26 protein-coding genes are annotated in these 22,779 nt (G+C 53.6%); 21 read left to right on the top strand and 5 right to left on the bottom strand.

The genetic code is table 11. The features are described from left to right. Positions 1-20: 20 nt before the first annotated feature. From atpG to PZA18_RS00545, 5 genes are all read left to right on the top strand, one after another. The gene (gene atpG / locus PZA18_RS00565) at positions 21-887 is read left to right on the top strand and encodes a F0F1 ATP synthase subunit gamma (protein ID WP_284098818.1); all 867 of its coding nucleotides are present in this window, start codon (positions 21-23) and stop codon (positions 885-887) included. Between the two features lie 37 nt (positions 888-924). Then, positions 925-2,322: a F0F1 ATP synthase subunit beta gene (gene atpD, locus PZA18_RS00560; protein ID WP_284098817.1), complete on the top strand. Its 1,398-nt coding sequence runs from the start codon at positions 925-927 to the stop codon at positions 2,320-2,322. A gap of 12 nt (positions 2,323-2,334) precedes the next feature. Further along, a complete protein-coding gene (locus PZA18_RS00555; RefSeq protein ID WP_284098816.1) occupies positions 2,335-2,763 on the top strand; it encodes a F0F1 ATP synthase subunit epsilon in 429 nt (142 codons plus the stop codon). Positions 2,764-2,859: 96 nt separating this feature from the next. After that, positions 2,860-4,236 carry a bifunctional UDP-N-acetylglucosamine diphosphorylase/glucosamine-1-phosphate N-acetyltransferase GlmU gene (glmU, locus tag PZA18_RS00550; RefSeq protein WP_284098815.1) on the top strand — a complete coding sequence of 459 codons (1,377 nt, stop codon included), beginning with the start codon at positions 2,860-2,862 and terminating at the stop codon, positions 4,234-4,236. A gap of 104 nt (positions 4,237-4,340) precedes the next feature. Next, positions 4,341-4,847 (top strand): biotin/lipoyl-containing protein, encoded by a 507-nt coding sequence (locus PZA18_RS00545; RefSeq protein WP_284098814.1) that lies wholly within the window; start codon positions 4,341-4,343, stop codon positions 4,845-4,847. 104 nt (positions 4,848-4,951) lie between these two features. Here the strand turns inward: PZA18_RS00545 and aroG are convergent, their stop codons facing one another. The 3 genes from aroG to PZA18_RS00530 all read right to left on the bottom strand — a co-directional run bounded on the left by aroG (position 4,952) and on the right by PZA18_RS00530 (position 7,067). Beyond that, positions 4,952-6,013 (bottom strand): 3-deoxy-7-phosphoheptulonate synthase AroG, encoded by a 1,062-nt coding sequence (gene aroG, locus PZA18_RS00540; protein ID WP_284098813.1) that lies wholly within the window; start codon positions 6,011-6,013, stop codon positions 4,952-4,954. A 165-nt stretch (positions 6,014-6,178) separates the two neighbouring features. Continuing rightward, a complete protein-coding gene (dksA, locus tag PZA18_RS00535; RefSeq protein WP_284098812.1) occupies positions 6,179-6,592 on the bottom strand; it encodes an RNA polymerase-binding protein DksA in 414 nt (137 codons plus the stop codon). Positions 6,593-6,752: 160 nt separating this feature from the next. Continuing rightward, the gene (locus tag PZA18_RS00530) at positions 6,753-7,067 is read right to left on the bottom strand and encodes a c-type cytochrome (protein WP_284098811.1); all 315 of its coding nucleotides are present in this window, start codon (positions 7,065-7,067) and stop codon (positions 6,753-6,755) included. 161 nt (positions 7,068-7,228) lie between these two features. Here PZA18_RS00530 and PZA18_RS00525 point away from each other — a divergent pair, with 161 nt between their 5' ends. Beyond that, on the top strand, positions 7,229-8,173 hold the full coding sequence (locus PZA18_RS00525; protein WP_284098810.1) for a cell envelope integrity protein TolA: 945 nt from the start codon (positions 7,229-7,231) through the stop codon (positions 8,171-8,173). A 28-nt stretch (positions 8,174-8,201) separates the two neighbouring features. On the opposite strand, the gene PZA18_RS00520 is transcribed toward PZA18_RS00525, so the two are convergent. Then, entirely contained in the window at positions 8,202-9,590 is a 1,389-nt protein-coding gene (locus tag PZA18_RS00520; protein WP_284098809.1) for a PAS domain-containing protein, read from the bottom strand. Between the two features lie 194 nt (positions 9,591-9,784). Here PZA18_RS00520 and ruvC point away from each other — a divergent pair, with 194 nt between their 5' ends. The 13 genes from ruvC (at position 9,785) to queC (ending at position 20,020) form a co-directional block, all read left to right on the top strand. Then, positions 9,785-10,303 carry a crossover junction endodeoxyribonuclease RuvC gene (gene ruvC, locus PZA18_RS00515; protein ID WP_284099049.1) on the top strand — a complete coding sequence of 173 codons (519 nt, stop codon included), beginning with the start codon at positions 9,785-9,787 and terminating at the stop codon, positions 10,301-10,303. Further along, on the top strand, positions 10,300-10,860 hold the full coding sequence (locus PZA18_RS00510; RefSeq protein WP_284098808.1) for a SanA/YdcF family protein: 561 nt from the start codon (positions 10,300-10,302) through the stop codon (positions 10,858-10,860). Before ruvC ends, PZA18_RS00510 begins: the two co-directional genes overlap by 4 nt. Before the next feature lie 83 nt (positions 10,861-10,943). Further along, positions 10,944-11,537: a Holliday junction branch migration protein RuvA gene (gene ruvA / locus PZA18_RS00505; protein ID WP_284099048.1), complete on the top strand. Its 594-nt coding sequence runs from the start codon at positions 10,944-10,946 to the stop codon at positions 11,535-11,537. Between the two features lie 34 nt (positions 11,538-11,571). After that, the gene (ruvB, locus tag PZA18_RS00500; RefSeq protein ID WP_284098807.1) at positions 11,572-12,618 is read left to right on the top strand and encodes a Holliday junction branch migration DNA helicase RuvB; all 1,047 of its coding nucleotides are present in this window, start codon (positions 11,572-11,574) and stop codon (positions 12,616-12,618) included. A gap of 170 nt (positions 12,619-12,788) precedes the next feature. Further along, a complete protein-coding gene (gene tolQ, locus PZA18_RS00495) occupies positions 12,789-13,469 on the top strand; it encodes a protein TolQ (protein ID WP_331488578.1) in 681 nt (226 codons plus the stop codon). Continuing rightward, the gene (locus PZA18_RS00490; RefSeq protein ID WP_284098806.1) at positions 13,466-14,365 is read left to right on the top strand and encodes a TraB/GumN family protein; all 900 of its coding nucleotides are present in this window, start codon (positions 13,466-13,468) and stop codon (positions 14,363-14,365) included. The genes tolQ and PZA18_RS00490 overlap by 4 nt, the downstream gene beginning before the upstream one ends. Before the next feature lie 17 nt (positions 14,366-14,382). Continuing rightward, entirely contained in the window at positions 14,383-14,796 is a 414-nt protein-coding gene (tolR, locus tag PZA18_RS00485) for a protein TolR (RefSeq protein WP_284098805.1), read from the top strand. Beyond that, positions 14,793-15,605 carry an energy transducer TonB gene (locus PZA18_RS00480; protein ID WP_284098804.1) on the top strand — a complete coding sequence of 271 codons (813 nt, stop codon included), beginning with the start codon at positions 14,793-14,795 and terminating at the stop codon, positions 15,603-15,605. Before tolR ends, PZA18_RS00480 begins: the two co-directional genes overlap by 4 nt. Positions 15,606-15,646: 41 nt before the next feature. Continuing rightward, positions 15,647-16,930 (top strand): Tol-Pal system beta propeller repeat protein TolB, encoded by a 1,284-nt coding sequence (gene tolB / locus PZA18_RS00475; protein ID WP_284098803.1) that lies wholly within the window; start codon positions 15,647-15,649, stop codon positions 16,928-16,930. An 83-nt stretch (positions 16,931-17,013) separates the two neighbouring features. Next, positions 17,014-17,550: a peptidoglycan-associated lipoprotein Pal gene (gene pal / locus PZA18_RS00470; protein ID WP_284098802.1), complete on the top strand. Its 537-nt coding sequence runs from the start codon at positions 17,014-17,016 to the stop codon at positions 17,548-17,550. Positions 17,551-17,663: 113 nt separating this feature from the next. Continuing rightward, complete coding sequence (ybgF, locus tag PZA18_RS00465) at positions 17,664-18,458, top strand: tol-pal system protein YbgF (protein WP_284098801.1); 795 nt, start codon at positions 17,664-17,666, stop codon at positions 18,456-18,458. A gap of 156 nt (positions 18,459-18,614) precedes the next feature. Beyond that, complete coding sequence (gene queE / locus PZA18_RS00460) at positions 18,615-19,265, top strand: 7-carboxy-7-deazaguanine synthase QueE (protein WP_284098800.1); 651 nt, start codon at positions 18,615-18,617, stop codon at positions 19,263-19,265. An 80-nt stretch (positions 19,266-19,345) separates the two neighbouring features. Then, positions 19,346-20,020, top strand: a complete 675-nt coding sequence (gene queC / locus PZA18_RS00455) for a 7-cyano-7-deazaguanine synthase QueC (RefSeq protein WP_284098799.1) — start codon at positions 19,346-19,348, stop codon at positions 20,018-20,020. A gap of 178 nt (positions 20,021-20,198) precedes the next feature. On the opposite strand, the gene PZA18_RS00450 is transcribed toward queC, so the two are convergent. Then, positions 20,199-20,900: a protein-methionine-sulfoxide reductase heme-binding subunit MsrQ gene (locus PZA18_RS00450; RefSeq protein WP_308447310.1), complete on the bottom strand. Its 702-nt coding sequence runs from the start codon at positions 20,898-20,900 to the stop codon at positions 20,199-20,201. 76 nt (positions 20,901-20,976) lie between these two features. Between PZA18_RS00450 and proB the strand changes: the two genes are divergently transcribed. Then, the gene (proB, locus tag PZA18_RS00445; RefSeq protein ID WP_284098798.1) at positions 20,977-22,098 is read left to right on the top strand and encodes a glutamate 5-kinase; all 1,122 of its coding nucleotides are present in this window, start codon (positions 20,977-20,979) and stop codon (positions 22,096-22,098) included. Next, positions 22,095-22,664 carry a DUF924 family protein gene (locus PZA18_RS00440; RefSeq protein ID WP_284098797.1) on the top strand — a complete coding sequence of 190 codons (570 nt, stop codon included), beginning with the start codon at positions 22,095-22,097 and terminating at the stop codon, positions 22,662-22,664. Before proB ends, PZA18_RS00440 begins: the two co-directional genes overlap by 4 nt. Positions 22,665-22,779: the final 115 nt, after the last annotated feature.

Below are 22,779 nucleotides of genomic sequence, written 5' to 3'. Positions count from 1 at the left end.
AACTAGAGAAAGGTCAAGTCATGGCTGGCGGTAAGGAAATTCGTAATAAGATCAAGAGTGTACAAAATACGCGAAAGATCACCCGCGCCATGGAAATGGTGGCAGCATCAAAGATGCGTAAAGCCCAGGCAAGGATGAAAGCCGCGCGCCCATACGGAGAGAAGATTCGTAATGTATCGGCGCATTTGGCTCAAGCCTTGCAAGACTATGCCCACCCTTTCCTTACCAAGCGGGCAACTGTTAAGCGCGTTGGTTTGATTGTGGTTACCACGGATAAGGGTCTTTGTGGTGGTCTCAATACCAACGTACTGAGAACCTGTCTTAACAAGATGAAGGCTTGGCAGCAAGCTGGCGTCGAAGTTGATATCACGGCAATCGGTAACAAAGGTTTTGGCTTTATGCAACGTGCTGGGGCTAACGTGGTTTCTCACGTAACACAGCTCGGTGATACGCCGCATCTTGACCGTTTGATCGGGCCCGTCAAGCTTATGCTTGATGCCTATCTGGCGGGAAAGATTGATGAATTGCACATTGTTTATACCCGTTTCATTAACACCATGAAGCAGGAGCCTGTGTCAGAGCAGCTGTTGCCAGTTCCTGCGGATCGGATGAAACCTGTTAGCGCTCATCCATTCGAATACCTGTATGAGCCAAGTGCTCAGGCGGTAATTGATGATTTGCTGATTCGCTATATCGAAGCACTTGTTTACCAAGCGGTAGCGGAGAACATTGCTTCCGAGCAAAGCGCTCGTATGGTCGCGATGAAGGCTGCATCAGATAACGCAGGCACGGTAATTGATGAGTTGAAGCTGGTGTACAACAAAACCCGACAAGCTGCGATCACCAAAGAGTTGTCAGAAATCGTCGCAGGGGCTGCGGCAGTCTGATCGCACGGACGAAATTTACTTTTATAGGAATGCAACGATGAGCCAAGGGAAAATCGTGCAAATCATCGGCCCGGTTGTTGACGTGGAGTTTCCACGCGATTCGATGCCGAAAGTATTTGACGCGCTGACGCTCGCTAAGCCAGAGCTGACACTCGAAGTGCAGCAGCAATTAGGTGATGGTGTTGTCCGTGCGATTGCCATGGGCTCCACCGATGGTGTGAAGCGTGGGATGCCTGTTTCAAATACGGGTAATCCAATTTCCGTTCCAGTGGGCAAGGCAACACTGGGGCGGATTATGGATGTTTTGGGCAACCCGGTTGATGAGGCTGGCCCTGTTGAGTCTGACGCACGCTGGGCAATTCATCGCAAGGCGCCAAAGTTTGACGAGCTGAACCAGACCGTTGATTTGCTTGAGACGGGTATCAAGGTTATTGACTTGATTTGTCCGTTTGCTAAGGGTGGTAAGGTTGGTCTGTTTGGTGGCGCGGGTGTAGGCAAGACCGTGAATATGATGGAGCTCATCAACAACATTGCCAAGGCTCATTCAGGCTTGTCGGTGTTTGCCGGTGTGGGTGAACGTACTCGTGAGGGCAATGACTTCTATCACGAGATGAAGGACTCCAACGTTCTCGATAAAGTTGCCATGGTATATGGTCAGATGAATGAGCCGCCGGGTAACCGTTTGCGTGTGGCTCTGACTGGTTTGACAATGGCTGAATACTTCCGAGACGAGAAGGATGAAAGCGGCAAGGGACGCGATGTTTTGCTGTTTGTAGACAATATTTATCGTTATACCTTGGCAGGAACAGAGGTATCGGCTCTTCTGGGCCGTATGCCTTCTGCTGTGGGTTATCAGCCGACATTGGCCGATGAAATGGGTCGTCTGCAGGAACGGATTACATCGACTAAGTCTGGTTCGATTACCTCCATTCAGGCTGTTTACGTACCTGCGGATGACTTGACCGATCCGTCCCCCGCTACTACTTTTGCACACTTGGATGCAACAGTTGTATTGAGTCGAGATATTGCTGCACTAGGTATTTACCCTGCAGTAGATCCCCTTGATTCTACTTCCCGTCAGTTGGATCCTCAGGTAGTCGGCGAGGAGCACTATCAGGTTGCTCGTGGTGTGCAATCTACACTGCAGCGTTATAAAGAATTGCGCGACATTATTGCAATTCTGGGTATGGATGAGCTGTCGGCAGAAGATAAATTGTTGGTAGCGCGCGCTCGTAAGATCCAGCGTTTCTTGTCGCAACCTTTCCATGTAGCTGAAGTGTTTACTGGCTCTCCTGGTAAATATGTGCCGCTGAAAGAGACTTTACGCGGATTTAAAGGCATTTTGGCGGGTGAATATGATCACCTGCCAGAGCAGGCCTTCTACATGGTTGGCTCAATCGAAGAGGCTGTCGAAAAAGCCAAGACCCTGCAATAAGGCGACGAAGATATGGCCATGACGATGCATGTCGACGTAGTTAGTGCTGAGGAGCAGATTTATTCGGGCACCGCTGAGTTTGTAGCGGTACCCGGTGAACTCGGCGAGCTTGGAATTTTGCCTCGTCACGCCCCTCTGCTCACCAAGATCAAACCAGGGGCGCTTCGGATTAAGGTAGCTAATACTAATGACGAAGAAGTTTTGGTATATGTTTCTGGTGGGATCTTGGAGGTTCAGCCGCATGTAGTTACTGTGTTGGCTGATACAGCAATTCGCGGTCAGGATCTTGATGAGGCTAAGGCATTGGATGCCAAAAGGAAGGCTGAGGAAGCATTGAGTAACCGCAGTGGTTCTATGGACTACGCAAAGGCTCAAGCCGAATTGGCTGAAGCAATTGCGCAATTGGCGGCAATTCAGAAGCTTCGTAAGCGTGGGCACTGATTGCGCTACTGGTATGTGATGGAAAGTATGAGAAAGAGGGCAGCCGTTGGCTGCCCTTTTTGCTAATTCGTTCAGTCAGTGGAGAGGTGGATAAGCATGGTTGATGCGCCTTTAAATATAGTGGTGCTTGCGGCTGGTCAAGGTAAGCGTATGTGTTCGCAGAAGTCGAAAGTCTTACACGAAATTGCCGGCCGTTCCATGCTTGCACATGTGCTAGCTAGCGCTCGTAGCTTGTTACCAAATAAGTTAATTGTTGTCCACGGTTTCGATGGTGATCGGGTTAAAGCCGAAATTAGTGAAGACGATGTTATCTGGGTAGAGCAACGAGAGAGACTTGGAACTGGGCATGCTGTGCTGCAAGCAGTTCCGTATCTAGAAGGTGGTATTACACTCATATTATATGGTGATGTTCCATTTATTTCGGGTAGAACATTAAAGAATCTCGTGCAATTATGCGACGGTGATCAAATGTCGCTGCTTACTGCAATAATAAATGATCCTGCTGGATATGGCAGAATTGTGCGGGGCTTCGATGGCAAAGTTTCTCAAATTGTTGAACACAAAGATGCAAATGCCCAAATATTGGAAATCAAAGAGGTCAATACTGGCTTCATGGCAATTCCAACTTGCCGTCTAAAAGAATGGCTAGGTAAATTAAATTGCAATAATTCACAAGGCGAATACTATCTTACGGACATTATCGCAATGGCGAGCCAATCCGGACTGGGAATTGGTACTATGCACCCATCTGATTTGATTGAGATTACCGGAGTAAATGATAAGGTGCAGCTTGCGCAATTAGAGCGAGAATACCAGGAAAAAAATGCTTTTGCCCTGATGGAGTCCGGTGTTCAGTTAGCAGACCCAAATCGCATTGATGTGCGAGGAACGCTAGTTTGTGGAAAGGATGTATATATTGATGTGAATTGCGTATTTGAGGGAGAAGTTAGGCTTGGTGACGGTGTGCGCGTCGGTCCATTTAATTTAATTAAAGATGCGACTATTTTGGACAATACACGTATCGAGCCGCATTGTCATTTGGTTAAATGTTTTATTGGGAAAGATGCGGTAGTTGGGCCTTATGCACGGTTACGTCCCAATACACAAATAGAAGATTCAGTGCGCATTGGCAATTTTGTGGAAGTCAAAGCGAGCCATATCGGTCTTGGCTCAAAAGTAAATCATCTAAGCTATATAGGAGATGCGGAAATTGGAGAAGGCGTTAATGTAGGTGCTGGCACGGTTACCTGTAATTATGATGGGGTAAACAAGCATAAGACTGTAATACAGGATAAGGCATTTATCGGTTCGGGCACCATGCTGGTTGCTCCTGTGCAAGTTGGTTCGGGGGCCACGGTTGGTGCCGGTTCGACGATTACGGACTCTGTTGAGGCAGGAGACTTGGCGATCGCAAGATCAAGGCAGATCAATATTGCGCACTGGGAGAGTCCCTTTGCGCGTAAGAAGCAGTAGGTTGTTAGCCGTCTAGGCGGAATTTAGAGCCGCTTGGCGGCACTATTTGATGACACGTGTCAGTGGGCGCACGCTTAAGCGAAACCTAATATAGGTGAATGGTCATGCCTACTACTTTGCATTTAGTTTGCGCTCCAGAAGAGATTGTCGAGGATGCCGTCGTGGCTTCCTGGCACGTTCGCGATGGCCAGCTGATTGAAGTTGATGCGCCCTTGGTCCGTCTTATTTCTGAGGGCCGGAGCGTGGAAATCTCTGCGCCGGTTGGTGGCGTGTTATCTGAGTGTTGTGTTGCAGTTGGTGATTTGGTTGCTGTGAACGATCTGCTTGCAATGATTGAGGCGGAGGAAGAAGCCTTTGGCGAAGAGTTCTTGCTGGCAGAAGGAGAGTTAGTGCAGCCGAGTACCCCATCTTGCCGATTGGTCTACCCACGAGATCCGGCCTTTCTGGCAACGCACGAAGCGTTGATGTGGGCGCAGGCTCTTGGGGTGAGTGTTGAAGGCGTTGAAGGAACAGGTCCTGAAGGGCAAGTTCAGCTGATTGATGTTCAACGCCACGTGCGTCTTGCATTGGAGCAGCTTGATGCAATTCGAAGATTGTTGTGGAGGCATTGATTTGGCCGAACAAAATCATTTGTAGCGGTATGGTGGCTTTTTCTGTTCTTTCGCCGATAGCAATGCGGGGGAGGGTCTCCCCCGACTTATTTTTCACAAATTACTTATCGTTGGGCTTTTCTTCTTGCTTGTACTGCGTTAGCTAAGGTTGCTAACAAATTTTCCGTATCACCCCAACCGATACAGGCGTCTGTAATGCTTTGTCCATAGGTCAGAGGTTTTCCTGGTAGCAAGTCTTGTCTACCTTCGACTAGATGACTTTCCACCATTACTCCAAAGATGGCTCGATTTCCTGTTGCCAACTGAGCACAGACTTCGTCACATACCTCAATTTGCTTACGGTAGTCTTTGCGGCTATTGGCATGGGAGAAGTCAATCATCAACTTCTCCGGTAAACCGGCTGCAGCTAAATCCGCAACGCTGGCTCTTACATGCGGTTCATCGTAATTGGGTGTCTTGCCGCCTCTCAAAATAATATGGCAGTCTGGGTTACCTCCTGTAGCCACAATGGCAGAGTGCCCATATTTGGTGACCGACAGAAAGTGATGGGGCACGCTAGCCGCCCTGATGGCGTCGATTGCGATTTTCAGGTTGCCGTCAGTGCCGTTTTTGAAGCCAACCGGGCAAGACAGGCCAGAAGCAAGTTCTCGATGGACTTGTGACTCAGTGGTTCGCGCACCAATCGCTCCCCAGGCAATTAGGTCTGCCACGTATTGTGGCGTGATCATGTCAAGAAACTCGGTTGCTGCTGGCATGCCCAAGTTGTTCAGATCCAGCAAAAGTTTTCGAGCGAGTCTCAGTCCATTGTTGATATCGAAGCTGCCGTCTAGATGTGGGTCGTTGATTAGCCCTTTCCAGCCAACGGTGGTACGCGGCTTTTCAAAATATACACGCATGACCACAACCAGATCTTTCTCAAAGCGGTCATGCAAAGTCTTGAGTTGCCGCCCATATTCAACTGCCGCATCGGCATCATGAATTGAGCAAGGGCCGATGATGACCAGTAGACGATCATCGTCGCCGACCAGCATCTGATGAATGGCCTGGCGTGCCTTGAACGTGGTTGTGGAGGCAACTTCAGTTGCAGGATAGCGCTCCAGGGCCGCAATGGGGGGAAGAAGTTCTTTGATCTCTTTGATTCGAACGTCATCGGTTTTAAACAGCATGATGCCACCGCAGGTCGATTGGACAAGACTTCAAAGATAACTGTGGAAACTACTGGCTGCAAATAACAATGTGCAGGATGGAGTGGGTTGCCCGGTTATATATGAAAAACCCGAGCGACCATTGCTGGCGGCTCGGGTTTGTTAGCTGAGACTTAGTGAGGGGGCTTAATCCGCAAACTGTCGCTTCAAGCGCTCTCTACGTTCTTGTGCTTCGATCGTCAGTGACGCGGTCGGGCGTGCTAGCAGACGCTGTAGTCCGATCGGCTCACCTGTATCTTCACAATAGCCATAACTACCGTCCTCAATCTTCTTCAGCGTAGAGTCGATTTTCAGCAGTAGTTTGCGCTCACGATCACGGGTGCGCAGTTCCAGAGCATACTCTTCTTCCAGTGTTGCACGATCTGCCGGATCGGGGGTTGCTTCCTGTTCTTGCAAATGCTGACTGGTTGCCGTCGCGTTATTGAGCAACTCCTGCTTCATGTCAATCAGGCGCTGCTTGAAGAAAGCGAGATGGTCGGCATTCATGTAGTCCTCGCCTTTCCAGTTCAGGATATCTTCCTCGGTAAGTGTGGTAGCCATGATCCATCTTCCTCGCTATGTTTTAGGGCGGCGGAAGGAGCGCTTCCACCGGGGACGGCAGCTTACTCAACGACGCGATCTATTGCAATACGGGCCCGTACTCACATGAGTCTATAAATCGTGATTTCAGGTGGCCTAATGTCAAAAATAGGTAGTCAGATTATTGACTTAGAATCCATTTAACAATGGATTTCAATTCGTCGTCCTTGACATTTTGTGCCGGCATTGGAATATTGCCCCATACGCCTGTTCCACCCTTTTTGACCTTCTCGATTAATTTTGATTCTGCCGACTTATCTCCTTTGTATTTCGCAGCCACTTCTTTATACGACGGCCCGACTACTTTCTTGTCGATTTGGTGGCAGGCCAAGCAGTTGTTCTTGGCGGCGAGTTTGTCGGCGGAGTCAGCAGCCAAACATGCTGCATTGGTGAGTAAGCCTATTGTTGCAATTAGTCCAATATGTGCGAGGCGCATCAGGATTCTCCTATCAAAGCAGTTGGTAAATCTTATGAATGAACTTTAGGTACCCGTTAAATAACGTATGTAGATTGGATTTTCGATGCCTGACTGCCGAGCACGCGATTATCACAATGTTATATACCACTTCAGCCTTATCGCAAGCGACCTGAAGGGCTATGGTAAACTCGGCTCTGTTTATGCAGGATGCGAGTCTGGGCCTCATGTCGTCTACAACGCTTAATGTTTCCGCACGTTCCGATCAGTGGCTGATCGGAGCTGTCGCTTTCTCGATTGCTCTACATGGCTTGGTGATCTTTGGCTTGCGCTTCTCGCCGCCGGATCCTCGCAAATTGCTTGATCGGGCACCGCTGGACATCATTCTGGTGAATTCCAAGAGCCAGACCGCACCTGAAAAGCCTGATGCTCTGGCTCAGGTAAATCTTGATGGCGGTGGCAATACCGATGCGGAAAACCGGCGGGTAAAAACCCCTTTGCCTGTTGATGACAATGCTGAGCAAAGTGAGCAGGTTACACAGGTTGCAAAAAGACAGATTGAGCTAGAGCAACAACAATCTCAATTGATGACTCAGCTCAAGTTGAGCCCCAATCAGGTGTTGGTAAATGATGCAAAACCGCAACCCCATACTCAGCCGGTTGAAGGAATCAACGTCGATGCCGAGCGATTGCGGGCCCAGCAGATCGCCAAACTTGAAGGTGAAATCAGTCGAAGGATTGATGAGTACCAGACCAAACCTCGCAAGGCGTTTGTCGGTGCTCGCACTAAAGGGGTAGTTGAAGCGCGTTATGTCGATGACTGGCGAATCAAAATTGAGCGCATTGGTAATCTGAACTACCCCAAGGCCAGTAATGGTGAGCGCCTTTATGGTCAGCTGCGTATTACTGTTGAAATCCGGACTGATGGTAGCGTCAGTGCCATTGAGGTCAACCGTTCATCAGGTAATCCGGTGTTGGATGAATCCGCCAAACGCATTGTGCAATTGGCTTCTCCCTTCCCGCGTCTGCCGGCAGGAATTGTCGATAACGCTGGTAAGCCGGCAGATATCCTGAGCATCACCCGCACTTGGCGCTTTACGCGGGGAGACAACAGTCTGGATGACTAACGACGTTGTTGGTGAATGAGCAGGCGCATTAATCCGGTTTGGTGTAGGCAATCACAGCATCCACCAACGTGCGTATCTGCTTGACCGCTCTGGCGATGTTGGCTGCTGCTTTGGCTGCGTCTTCGGTAGTCAGGCTAGAGAGCGAGTTTTGCAGGGCGTTTAACGATGGCACTAGCCCGTGACTGACGTTAGCTAGCATCTGTTGCCTAATGTGGTTATCTGCTTCGAGCTGCTCTTTGGTCTGGAGCAAACGGTTCTCCCGATGCTTGTATTCGGAAATATCCACACCTACTAGTGAGTAGCCCTTGATGGCTCCCCGTTTTTTATGGGCGAGTAAATTCAGAATAACCGGGATATGGCGGCCTTCTTGGCCGACTAGCGCCAATTCTCCTCGCCAGATGCCATTTTTTGTTGCCAGCGGCAGACAAGTATGCAGAAAGAGCGGTTGTGCCCAGACCGGTAGCAGATCTGTCAGAAACAGCTTACGTACTTCGTCGGCGCGAACCCCTAACATCTCCTGCATGGCTGGATTGAGCGAGGCAATTTGACCTGCTGGATTGGCAAACCCAACAAAATCGACACTTCTGGCAATAATGTCGGCAGCGACTATTCGGGATTCGTCTTGCTGTTTGCGTGTGTCGCTGTCGCGTAGAACCGTTAACAGCAACTCTTTTCCGCCGAGATGTACGATGGTCAAGGTAATATCAACCCAGCGTGCCTGATCATGCATGGTGCGAATCTGCCAATCATAGCGCTGGATCTGCCCCTTTTTAGCGGCTTCAATCGCTTCGGCTTCGGCGGCCGAATCAAAGCCTTCCGTTCGATCCGAGAGTTCTTCCAGACGCTGGCGACAAAGCTCCGCACTGCCCATGCCAAACATCCGGATCGCAGCAGGATTTGCTTCGACGATTTTAAGTGTTGTCGGGTCTCGCAACAGCATTGCGTCGCCACAGGCGTTGAACAGTTTCTGATAGGGCTCGACGCCCGTATTGGCAGCCTTGGGTGGGTCGCAAAGTGCTACGCAGAAGTCGATGCGTTCGGCAACGCCAAAGCGGTTGTGGCCAATTTGGCTGCGATGATGTACCCACTGCACTGAGCTATCTTCTACCTGGATGCGGTAGACAAATTCAGTGTGCTCGGTTTGCATCAGGTGACTCATGCCGGACCAGACGGCGGCTTTGTCTTCGGGGTGAATGGCTTCCAGCCAGAAATTGGGGTGGTCTCTCAGAACCGAAGCCGATTCACCATATAACTGCTCGGCGGATGGCGAGAGGTAGAGGATCTTGTCGCGGCCAAGGGTCATCGACCAGATGACCTGGCGCATGGCTGCCAGAATTTGCGTCGTTGCGCGGTAACCGTACAGGGCTTCTTCGTCGGTTAGGGCTGCGTTGGCGGGGAAGAATTTGCGAACGCTCACGGCTGGGTAGCTCTCGAAAGATGGCTGCCTTGCGCCGCTTGGCGCCGGGCCGGTTTATAATCCAGCACCTTCCCGTCCGGCCTTGCGTCTTCCGTCATCAGGCAGTTTTCTGACGGTACGCGGGTTGTAGGGAACTCAGACAGCATAGCATATGGCGTCTGTCTTCAATTGTTAGCCTCCCTAAGGAATCCACTCTGCGCATCCTCGGAATTGATCCTGGCCTGCGGGTTACCGGTTTTGGGCTGATAGACTGCGTTGGTCAAAATCGCAGCTACGTTGCAAGTGGTTGCATTCGAACAGGTGATGGCGATTTGCCCTCGCGCCTCAAGACCATTCTCGATGGTATGGCTCAGATTGTTGCCACCTATCAGCCAGATTCCTCGGCCGTCGAGCAGGTATTCGTCAACGTTAACCCACAATCGACCTTGCTGCTTGGTCAGGCCCGTGGTGCTGCAATCAGTGCGCTGGTTCTGGCCGGCTTACCCGTCGCCGAATACACCGCATTGCAAGTGAAGCAATCGGTTGTCGGCAATGGCCATGCAGACAAAGTTCAGGTTGGTCATATGGTGCAACGTCTGTTGGCGCTGGAAGGTGCTCCTCAGGCGGATGCAGCCGATGCCTTGGCCTGTGCCCTGTGTCATGCGGGCCATGCGACTGGGGCGTTGGCGAAAGCGGGCATGGGGTCTCGTCGAGGGCGTTGGGTGGTGCGATGATCCGCCGGTTCCGGTTCGGTCTGTTGCTCTTGGCATGGCTACTTTCAGTACCACTGCAAATCTACGCATATGTGTCCTGGCTGGCTCAAGGCAGACACAGTGCGGACCTGAACCGGATACCCGGCAATGCAGTGGTCGTGCTATTGGGCGCACCGCGCGAAAGCCGATTGGGCGGGCCCAATCTGTATTACTGGCATCGGATCGACGCTACTGTGGCGTTGTATCGTGCAGGAAAGGTCCAGCAAATTATTGTCAGCGATGTCAGCCCTGGCTTACTGCGGCAAGATTTGGTTGCTTGTGGCGTACCGTCCGGCTTGATCAAGCTGGATGGGGCAGATCGTACGATTGATTCGGTCATCAACAACCGGCGTCATGGTTCCGTGCTTTTTGTGTCCCAGGCATTTCATAATGAACGGGCACTTTTTATGGCAGATCGTTTGGGTGTTTCGGCTCAGGGATTTGATGCCCAGGATGTCAGGTTCCCTTTGGGAATACTGATGCGCATCCGAGAGCTTGGGTCACGCATCAGGATGCTGTTCGAACTACCTTGGCAATGAACTGCAATTAATGTTTGGCGGGTAGTGCCGAAGCACCTCTGCCACTGGCCTTTTCGCCCAAAATATTGGAGTTGGTACGAGCAATGATAAGCAGACTGACCGGTAAACTTCTTGAGAAGCAACCTCCTCAAATTGTTCTGGAGGTGGGGGGCATTGGCTATGAAATCGATGTTCCAATGAGCACCTTTTTTATCCTGCCCAATCTGGGAGAGTCCGTAACTTTGTTTACGCACCTGGTGATCAGGGAGGATGCCCACTTGCTGTATGGTTTTGCTAGCCGCAGCGAGCGCGATACTTTCAGGGAGTTGATCAAGGTCTCGGGGATAGGGCCAAAAATCGGCTTGGCGGTGCTTTCCGGCATGACAGTGGACGAGTTGGGGATGGCTATTGCCGAGGGCAATGTCGCCAAGCTTTCGCGGACGCCGGGTATCGGCAAGAAAACTGCAGAGCGATTGGTGTTGGAGCTAAGAGGCAAGCTGACGACTAACGGGGCGGCAGGTATTCCTTCGGCGGCATCGCCTCAGACCCCCGCAGATAGCCGAGACGAAATTGTCCACGCCCTGCTGGCTTTGGGGTACAACGACAAGGAAGCTCAGGCTGCAGTCAAACCTTTGCCGACAGATACGACCGTGACAGAGGGGCTGCGCCTGGCTCTGCGCGGATTGGCTAAAGGCTGATCGCCACTAACTACATCGGATTTTGGCTGGCAACATGATCGAAACAGACAAACTGGCCAGTGCGCCAAGACTGGTGGCTGCTCAGCCACAATCTAATCAGGAAGAGGCGTTGGAACGCGCCTTGCGGCCCAAAGTCCTCGACGAATATGTCGGCCAGGAAAAAGCCCGTCATCAACTCTCGATATTCATTGAAGCAGCGCGTTTGCGGCGTGAAGCGCTGGATCATGTCTTGCTGTTTGGTCCACCAGGTTTGGGTAAGACGACGCTGGCACACATCATTGCCCGAGAGTTGGGGGTGAACTTGCGCCAGACGTCGGGCCCAGTGCTGGAGCGGGCCGGTGACCTAGCCGCATTGCTGACCAATCTCGAACCTCACGATGTGTTGTTCATCGACGAAATTCACCGGCTGTCGCCAGTGGTTGAGGAAATTCTCTACCCTGCGCTGGAAGACTATCAGCTCGACATCATGATTGGCGAAGGGCCAGCCGCACGCTCCGTCAAACTGGATCTTCCCCCCTTCACTCTGGTTGGTGCTACGACGCGTGCTGGCATGCTGACCAATCCGTTGCGGGATCGCTTCGGTATTGTGGCGCGGCTGGAGTTTTATACGCCTGAAGAACTGTCGCGCATCGTGGTTCGATCCGCAAGATTGCTGGAAGTGGAGATCGACGAAGCCGGAGCTTTCGAGGTGGCACGCCGATCGCGGGGGACGCCGCGTATTGCCAACCGGCTGTTGCGGCGTGTGCGCGATTACGCTCAGGTGAAAGCTGATGGCAAAGTGGGCGTGGCGGTCGCGGACGCGGCTTTGTCGATGCTGGATGTAGACCATGCCGGGTTGGACCTGATGGACCGCAAACTTCTATCGGCGGTCATTGAGAAGTTTGGTGGTGGACCGGTAGGGCTTGATAACGTTGCCGCCGCAATTGGTGAGTCTCCCGATACCATCGAAGACGTTTTGGAGCCCTATTTGATTCAACAGGGCTTGATGCAGAGAACGCCCCGTGGCCGGATGGCCACCCTGCTTGCTTATCAACATTTTGGGTTGCAACCGGCAAGGGTGCAGGGCGATTTACTGGACTGAGGGATGGCGATCCGGTTGAACTTCTGTTGATCAAAAGTGACAGATTCGCTTGTATTGTTTGCGATGGGGAGCGGTACCCTTGCAAGCAATAAATATGCTGTTGGCGTATCGACTTGTGCGGCTTGCAGGTAGAATCCGCCGCGTGCCCAAATGAGTAATAAGGAACCACTGTGGAAATCACCACGAACCAGGACTTATCAATACTGACCCTGATTGCCAATGCCAGTTTACTGGTGCAGCTGGTTATGGGTGGATTGCTTCTGCTGTCGCTCATGTCCTGGTGGCACATCTTCAACAAGATCTTCACCTTGCGAAATGCCCGGGCGCGTACCGAATCATTTGAAGCGGCGTTCTGGAGCGGCGCAGACCTCTCACGACTATTCCAGCAAGTCAGTGCTCAACCTGGTGTGGGAATGGAGCGTATCTTCGAGGCGGGCTTCAACGAATTCGTGAAGCTGCGCCGACAGAATGGCATTGATCTGTCGGCACTGATGGAAGGTACACGACGCGCCATGAAGGCGGCTTGCCAGCGTGAGCTGGACCGGCTGGATGCCCATACCTCATTTTTGGCGTCCGTTGGCTCCGTGTCACCGTATATCGGCCTGTTCGGTACGGTATGGGGCATCATGAATGCTTTTCGCAGCTTGGCAAATGTAGGGCAGGCGAGTCTGGCTCATGTAGCGCCCGGGATTGCTGAAGCCCTGGTTGCAACCGCCATTGGTCTGTTTGCTGCGATTCCGGCGGTCGTAGCATACAACCGGTTTGCACATGACATTGATCGCCTGGCCAATCGTTTCGACAGCTTTATTGAAGAGTTTTCCAATATCTTGCAGCGGCAGGCTGCCAAATGAGGGCGGTCTTGGCGAGCTGGGGGCGTCGCTTTATAGGGCTCTGCCTGATTTTGAGCAGCTTTTTGGGTGCTTCGGTTGCTCACGCCAAGCAATTCCTGTGGGAAGTGAGCGGTTCTGATGCACCGATGTATCTGCTTGGATCGGTACATGCCGGTAAGTCAGGCTTTTATCCTCTGGCTAAACCGATTGAAGATGCCTATCACCGGGCGCAGGTATTGGTGGTCGAGGCTGACGCCACGGATCAGCGCGCCGTGCAGGCGGCACTTGCTACAGCGCGCTATGCCGGTAGTGACAATCTTGAACAGAATATTCAGGCCGAGACACGCACTTTGTTGATTAAACAGCTGGTTCAGTCCGGCCAGTCCCTGGAGGCCGTACGTGGCTATCGACCATGGATGGTCGGCATGCTGCTGATGGTGCAGGAGTTCAGCAAGCTGGGTTATTCGCCCGAGTATGGTATCGATCTGCATTTTCTGCGTCGTGCCAAAGACGAAGGTAAGGTTGTCGTTGAGCTGGAGTCGATTGCACAGCAATTTGCGCTGCTCAATGATTTGTCAGCAGATGAGTCCGATGCGTTCCTGCGGCAGACCTTGTTGAGCATTCAAAGGGCTGAGATTCAACCGATGCTGAAGCAGCTGATCGCTGCGTGGCGTGCGGGAGACCCTGACAAGCTGCATGCCGTGATGGAGAAATCTTTTTCTGCTGACAAAGTGGGCAAATCGATCGAGAGAAAATTGCTGGATCTGCGTAATGATGACATGACGCGAAAGATCGACGATCTGTTGAAAACAGGCAAGAAAACTCATTTGGTAGTGGTGGGGGCTGCCCATTTAACTGGCCCTGCCGGCATCATCAATCAGCTGCGTAGCAAAGGCTACCGCGTACGCCAACTGTGATCGCGGAGAATTCCTAAATGGCACGACGTACTCGCCGGGCAATGGCTCAGATCAATGTGGTCCCTTACATTGACGTGATGCTGGTGCTGCTGGTGATTTTCATGGTGGCAGCACCGATGATGCAGCCGGGATTAGTGAATCTGCCCTCGGTTGATCGTGCGGATCGTCAGCTGTCGATTCAGCCGCTCAGGGTCGAGATTGATAAAAACGGTGGCTACTCCTTGATTGACGGGGCTGGCAAACCGCAGCCTCAGGCGGATATTGTGGCCCTGACGGCTGCCATCAAGGTCAAGCTGGAAGGTCAGGCCGACCGGCCTGTGGTGATTGCTGCGGATAAGGCCGTCCGCTATGAAGCCGTAGTGAAAACGATGGATGCGCTCAAACGCCAGCAAGTGCAGCGTGTCGGTCTTGTTGTACAGCCTGGAAAATGAACGAAGACAGGCCGGGTTTATCGTTCACGCTCGCTTTGTTGGTGCATGGCGCGCTCTTTGCATTCCTGTACTTTAGTGTTCAGTGGACGAATCAACCCATTGCACCGGTACAAGTGGAGTTATGGAGTCCACCTCCCCCTGTCAGTGCGGCTGTGCCGAAAGTGAAGCCTGCACCTAAAGCCAAGCCTGCGCCGCCCGAGGAAGAACCTGAACCCGAACCGCCGCGCAAGGCCGAGATTGAGGATGTGCCCAAGCCTCGTCCCAAGACAAAAGAGCGGCCGCCGGCAGTTAAGCCTGAACCAAAGCCTGAAAAGACTAAACCAGAGAAAAAGCCCGAGCCCAAGGTAGAGAAACTGCCTGAAAAAAAGGTGGAAAAGCTGGTTGAGAAAAAAAATCCACCCAGTGAGCGGGATAGCAAGATAGAGCGGCCGACATCCAAACCAACAGAGCAAGTGCCTAAGGTGGATACGGCGGCGCTCATCAAGCAAATGGCCGACCAGCAACATGCGGCAGAGCAGGCTGCCAACGCCAGGCTGCTGGATGGTTATATCAACGTGGTGAGACGACGCATCAAAGATGCGATGAATTTTCCTGACGATGAAACCAGTAACCCTGAAGTCATTTGTGAAGTGGCTTTGCTGCCCGATATGTCGGTACTGGATGTGACAGTCAGGAAAGCCAGTGGAAATCCCGCATTCGATGAGGCTGTGAAACGGGCTATCTTGCGATTGGGCCAATATCCGCCACTGCCGGCGGGGTTGCGTTTCAGCGACTTTCGGCGACATAGCCTGACTTACAAGATGCGTTAATTGCTGGCCTATGCCGGCTCAACTTCGACAATCTGAAATCTATGAACCGTTTGATTCGCCCCTTGTTTGTTATGGCTTTGGTGCTCTGCAATCTGGCAAACCCGGCCCATGCCGACATCAATATCGAAATTGTTGGAACCAATGCCCAACGCTTCCCCATTGCTGTATCCGGCTTTGAAGGCGAGGCTAGTCTGACGCAGGCTTTGACGCCCATCATTCGCTCGGATCTGGATCGCAGCGGCTTGTTCAAGCTGATCGAGACCGGGCCTGCACCTTTACCAAGCGATCCTGCGCAGGTCAATTTCCCTGATTGGGGGAAGCGTGGGGCGGATAGCTTGCTGATTGGCAGCGTGACCGATCAAGGGGGGCAAACTGCGATTCGCTTCCGCCTGTTTGATGTTGCCCAGAAGCGCCAGCTGGTGGGATTGGAAATGCGGGTTAAACCTGGTGAGTTGCGCCGTGCTGCACACCGGGTGGCGGATGTGGTCTACGAGGCGCTCACTGGCGACAAGGGGGTGTTCTCGACGCGCATTGCGTATGTTGTGAAGAAGGGCAAGACCGCACATGAGCTGCAAATTGCCGACGCAGATGGTGCCGGTGGTCAGACCATTCTGGCTTCACGGGAATCCATTATGTCCCCTGCCTGGTCACCGGATGGTAGCAAGCTTGCTTACGTGTCGTTTGAAGAACGCAAGCCGATTGTTTACGTCCAGGATCTGGTTACAGGAAGTCGCCGTCGTGCCGCTGCGTTCAAAGGTAGCAATAGCGCACCTGCCTGGTCGCCGGATGGAAGCAAGCTGGCAGTGGTTTTGACGCTCAATGGTTTGTCGCAAATCTATTCGGTTAATGTCGACGGCGGTAGTCCGGTGCGCCTGAGCAAAAGCCATGGCATTGATACCGAGCCGAACTATTCGCCGGATGGCCAGTCCATCGTCTTTACCTCGGATCGGGGAGGAAGTCCTCAGGTTTATCTGATGCCGGCTTCGGGAGGCGATGCGCAACGACTGACCTTTGAAGGCAGCTATAACGTGTCACCACGATTTTCGCCGGACGGGAAATCGATCACTTTTATCCGGCGGGAGGGTGGGCGCTTCAACGTGGCATCGCTTGATCTGGCTACCCGGCAAACTATGATTCTCACTACGACAGAATTAGACGAATCGCCAAGTTTCGCGCCCAATAGCCGAATGATCCTATACGCAACCGAGCAAGGTGGGCGAGGGGTTCTGGCAGCCGTATCGAGTGATGGCCGCATCAAGCAGCGTCTGTCGGTGCAGGCCGGGGATGCGCGCGAACCTGCTTGGGGACCCTTCACCAAGCAATAATGATCTGATTGCTCGGATTTTCGAATGCCTGGCAATGGCTGGGCGGAATGTTCTTGATTTGATCTAAAACCCGGGAGAAACCGATGAAAAAGCTGCTTGCCAGTCTAGTGGTCGTTAATTTTTTGGCAGCGTGTGCCAGCACCAGTCAAAAGGTGCCGGATCCTGCTCCGACGCAGACCAATACCAACCCTAGCAAACCCTATGAGCAACCCACCGCTACGCCTGTTGAGTCGAAGAAGCCTGATAGCTTCAACATGGACCCGCTGAAGGACCCGAACAACATCCTGTCCAAGCGCAGCATCTATTTCGACTACGACAAATACGATGTCCGTCCGGATTTCAGCGCAACGGTTGATGCACACTCGAAGTACCTCAACAGCAACAAGAATCGCAAGATCAAGATTGAAGGCAATGCTGACGAGCGCGGCAGCCGCGAATACAACCTGGCGCTGGGCCAGAAGCGTGCAGAGGCCGTGAAGAAGTCGATGAGCGTACTGGGTGTGTCCGAAGCGCAGATCGAGACAGTTAGCCTGGGCGAAGAGAAGCCCAAGGCGACTGGCCACGATGAGGCGGCCTGGACTGAAAACCGTCGCGCCGATATCGTTTACGACGGCGAGTAATCATCTGGCCTGTCAGGCCGCCGCAGCCAGAGTGGCGAGGGATCGTTCTCACGCTACTTGAAGCTGGCGGCGGCTTTTGCTTGTCTGTTGCGCACAACCGGATGAGGTTATCTATGCGCCTACGCTGTTTGTCTGCTCTTTTACTGGTTCTGGCTTTGCCGGCCAAGGCAGGGTTATTTGATGATGATGAAGCGCGCAAGCAGGTTGCCGAACTTCGCGTCAGACTGGAGACCTTGAATAACACCGTGAGCGACCGGCTCAACAAGGTTGAGACACAACTGCAGAATCAGAAACTGCTGGAGCTGGTCAATCAGATTGAGGGGCTCAATGGCGAGCTTGCCAAGCTGCGTGGTCAGATCGAAGTGCTGACTTTCAACATCGATAATCTGCAAAAACGACAGAAAGATTTGTATGTAGACCTTGATAGTCGCTTGCGCCAGCTCGAAACACCGCCAGCTCAGACGAATCCGCAGCCCGGTGCCACGCAGTCAACCGGGGCGGTAGATACCCCTACGACGTCAGAGCCGGCACACGGTGAGGGTGACGCCAGTGCCTACGAGGCAGCCTATAACCTGTATCGGGTTGGCAATTACAAGAACGCGGTATCCGCATTTGATGCTTTTCTGAAAAGCTATCGTGATAGCCGGCTGGTGCCGAATGCCTTGTTCTGGCAAGGCTTGTCGTATGCACAGCAGCGTGATTACAAATCTGCCATGCTGGCGCTACGCAAGGTGGTCGATAACTGGCCAGATCATCAGAAAACTCCGGATGCCATGCGCGCAATTGCTAATCTGCAGATTGAGGCTGGTGATGCCAAGGCTGCACGCAAGACGCTCAAAGATCTGATTACCAATTACCCCGGTTCAGAAGCTGCACAGCGGGCCAAACGCCAACTGGAAATGCTGTAAGAAGCGGTTTCTGCCGGTATCCTGATCTGCATCGGGAACCGGATGGTGCCATCAGGGGCTTTTCGCCATAATCCGGCACCAAGGACTGTGACCATTACCGGCCCGATCAAGGGCCGGTTTGATTTTGACAACGCATTGCGTTGCGGGAGAGTAGGAATGGCTGTCGCCGACAGTGTGCGTGTCAGTGAAATATTTTTTTCCTTGCAGGGGGAGTCAAGCCGAGTTGGTCTGCCAACCGTGTTTGTGCGCCTCACGGGTTGTCCGCTGCGTTGCGGTTACTGCGACAGCGCCTACGCATTCTATGGTGGCGAAACCATGAGTTTCGACTTGGTGCTGGAACGCGTGGCGGCTTATGGTGCTCAATATGTTTGTGTTACCGGCGGTGAGCCGCTGGCACAAAGGAACTGCTTGCCGCTGCTGCAAAAACTCTGCGATACAGGCTATTCGGTTTCGCTTGAAACCAGCGGCGCCATGCCGATTGATCCGGTTGACCCGCGTGTATCACGGATTGTTGATATCAAGACGCCGGGTTCGGGGGAGGTCGATAAGAATCATTGGCCAAATCTGGATCTGCTGAAGTCGGGCGATGAACTCAAGTTTGTTCTGACCAGCCGGGCAGACTATGAATGGGCGCGTGATCTCATTCAAACACGTCATCTGGCACAGCGTTGCCCTGTCCTGTTGTCACCGGTCTGGCAGGGTATCGATCCGGCAGATCTGGCCGCCTGGGTGCTGGAGGATCGTTTGCCAGTGCGTATGCAAGTGCAATTGCATAAGATCCTGTGGGGCGAAAAGCCTGGGGTTTAGCGCGGTGAGCCTGTCAGTAGTCGTCAGTTGATGGCGCGAGCGTCATCGTGATGCCCGCCATCCAAATTCGGGAAGTTACTGTGAAACCAAAAGCTGTTGTCCTTCTTTCCGGTGGGCTGGACTCCGCCACAGTCCTCGCGATTGCCCGTCACGAGGGCTATGCGCCGTATTGTTTGTCGTTCGATTATGGTCAGCGGCACGCCGCCGAACTGGCAGCGGCGCAGCGCGTTGCCAAAGCGTTGGGTGCCTGTGAGCATCGCGTTGCTACGATCGACTTGCGTGCTTTCGGTGGCTCGGCGCTGACGGACGATGCCATCGAGGTGCCCACCTCGCCCGCAGAGGGTATCCCTGTGACCTATGTGCCCGCGCGCAACACCATCATGCTGTCGTATGCGATGGCCTGGGCTGAAGTGTTGGGAGCGATGGACATTTTCATTGGTGTGAATGCCGTCGATTATTCCGGCTACCCCGATTGCCGACCCGAATACGTTTCCGCATTCGAAGCCATGGCTAATCTGGCGACGCGGGCGGGTGTTGAAGGCAATCGCTTGCATATCCGGGCGCCGCTGCAATTGCTGTCCAAGTCCGACATTATCCGTCGCGGGGTGGAGCTTGGTGTGGATTACGGACTCACCGTTTCCTGCTACAAGGCAGATGATGAGGGTCGAGCCTGTGGGGTTTGCGATTCCTGCCGTTTGCGCCAGGCGGGTTTTGTCTCAGCAGGTATTGCCGACCCGACGCCATACTACGGCTGATGTGAGGTGCGGCGCTGATGCCATGTCGCGCCGCTTGCGGGCAAGGTAAGCGGTTTCCCGGCTGGGCGCACAGGCTGTAAGGCTTGCGTTGCAAGCCAACAGCCTGGCAGTCAACGCGGCAGCAGGCCCAAATTCAGCGAAACGCGATCCGAAAACACAACGTCAACAGAGCTTGCAGCTACACCCCGATTTTTCTCCCATCAGTCTGGATGGCGGGCTGTGCGCGCGCCACGGATCGACGCCAAGTCTGCCATTTCCACCACAGACGTATCCCCAGTAATACAGCCAGGATGCTGCCATAGACCATCGGCTGGGTCAGGTCGCGCTTTACCAGCCACCAGTAGTGCACGATTGCCAGGATGGCAATCGGATAAACCGCATAGTGCAGGCGCTGCCAGTTGCGCTTGAGTCGGCGCAGCATGCGATCGGTTGAGGTGGCCGCCAGGGGCAGCAGCAACACAAAGGCCATGAAACCGACCGTAATAAACGGCCGTTTGCGAATGTCGCGCAGGATCGCGGCCAAATCGAAGAACTGATCGAGCCAGAGATAAGTGGTGAAATGCAGACTGGCGTAAAAGAACGCAAACAGACCCATCATCCGGCGTAGTCGTAGTGGCCAGACGGTGCCGGTCAGTCGGCGCAAGGGGGTCAGGCTGAGCGTGATCAACAGCAAGACCAGCGTCCAGGTGCCGGTGGAGCGTGTCAGAAACTCAATGGGATTGACAGGCTGTCCCCGCAGCAGAATGGAGAGGGTGCGTGCCAGAGGGAGCAGGCACAGAATGAAGACCAGAGGTTTCAGCGGCAGTTGGGCGAGCATGGTGGGTCGAACAGAGTCGTGATAACGCTTGGTCGTGGTGGTTGGGGCTAGCTTACGCGGCACGGCTTCTCTGTATTGATTTCGGGCAGGCTGCCAGTCAGCATATGCTGGTCTTCAGTTCCTTTGCTAGTGATCCATCATGCCTGTCAGTGTTGTCCAGTCATCGCAACGAATCGTCGTCAAAGTCGGCTCCAGCCTGGTTACCAATAACGGTAAGGGCCTTGATCATGCCGCCCTGAATCGCTGGGCCAGCGAGATTGCCGAGCTGATCAAGCTGGGCAAGCAGGTGATTCTGGTGTCGTCCGGCGCCATTGCCGAAGGCCTGCAGCGCATGGGCTGGGCCAAACGCCCAACCGCAGTGCATGAATTACAGGCAGCAGCGGCCGTCGGGCAGATGGGGCTGGTTCAGGCTTACGAAACCTGCTTTCGCAAGTTCAACCTGAAAACGGCTCAGATCCTGCTGACTCACGAAGATCTGGCGGATCGCACGCGCTACCTGAATGCCCGCTCAACTTTGCTGACCCTGCTGTCGCTGGGTGTGATCCCCATCATCAACGAGAACGACACGGTGGTCACGGCTGAGATCAAGGTCGGTGATAACGATACCTTAGGGGCGTTGGTTACCAATCTGGTTGATGCCGATGCCCTGATCATCCTGACCGACCAGCGCGGTCTCTATACCGCCGACCCTCGCAAACAGCCTGATGCCCGCTTTGTCGATGAAGCGCGTGCGGGCGAGCCGGAGCTTGAGGCGATGGCGGGTGGAGCGGGTTCTGCTGTGGGCACCGGTGGTATGTACACCAAGATCATTGCTGCCAAGCGGGCGGCACGCAGTGGTGCACATACCGTGATTGCCTGCGGGCGAGAGGAGCATGTCCTGCAGCGCCTCGCGCAGGGAGAAGCCATTGGCACCCAGTTGCTGGCAGGAACGAGTCGTATTGCCGCCCGCAAGCAATGGTTGGCCGATCACTTGCAGCTGCGTGGCAAGGTGGTGCTGGATGCAGGGGCGGTTCGCGCCATTACCCAGTCTGGTACCAGTTTGCTGCCAATTGGTGTCACCGCTGTCGAAGGCGACTTCCTGCGAGGGGAGGTGGTCGCCTGTGTGGATGCTGCCGGGCAGGAAATCGGCCGTGGCCTGGTCAACTATTCGTCGGATGAAGCCCGCAAGATCCTGCGGCTGGCAACCGGCCAGATCGAGGCAGTTCTTGGCTATATTGATGAACCTGAACTTATTCACCGAGACAACCTGGTGCTGCCATGACTCCCGAACAAGTCCTCGAATTCTGGTTTGGCCCACCTGCGCAGCGTGGCAGACCCCGTGCTGAGTGGTTTCGCAAAGACCCGCAGTTTGATGCGCAGATCAATCAGCAGTTTGGGGATAGCGTTGTCGCGGCGCTGAACGGCCAGTTGCCGGGCTGGACCACCACGCCGGACGGCTGCCTGGCCTGTGTGCTGCTGCTCGACCAGTTCACCCGGAATATCTACCGTAACCTGCCACAGGCCTTTGCTGGCGATGCGCAGGCGCTGGCGCTGGCCAGAAAGCTGGTTGACCTAGGGTGGGATCAGCAACTAAGCCCGCTGGAGCGGGTGTTTGCCTATCTGCCGTTTGAACATGCCGAGAGTCTGGCGGAACAGGATAGGGCGGTTGCCTTGTTCGAGGCATTGGCTGCCGCACAGCCGACCCTGGCTGACTATCTGGTATATGCCCAGCGCCACCGCGAGGTGATTGCCCGTTTTGGCCGCTTTCCGCACCGTAACGCCATTCTTGGGCGTACCAGCAGCCTGGACGAGCAGATCTATCTGCAACAACCCGGCGCCGGCTTCTAAGTCGCGTGGCGGCTTGATATTGATCAAGTTTGCAGTGGCTTGTGTGCGGGCAGTACGCAGCGATGCCGGGTGGGCTGGTAAAATCCGGCCCCTTTCCCATCCTCTGCCTGCACAG

This window comes from Parachitinimonas caeni (assembly GCF_030129945.1).
GTDB lineage: Bacteria > Pseudomonadota > Gammaproteobacteria > Burkholderiales > Chitinimonadaceae > Parachitinimonas > Parachitinimonas caeni.
Note: the sequence above shows the minus strand (reverse complement) of the source record. Positions and strands in the feature narration are given on the sequence as shown.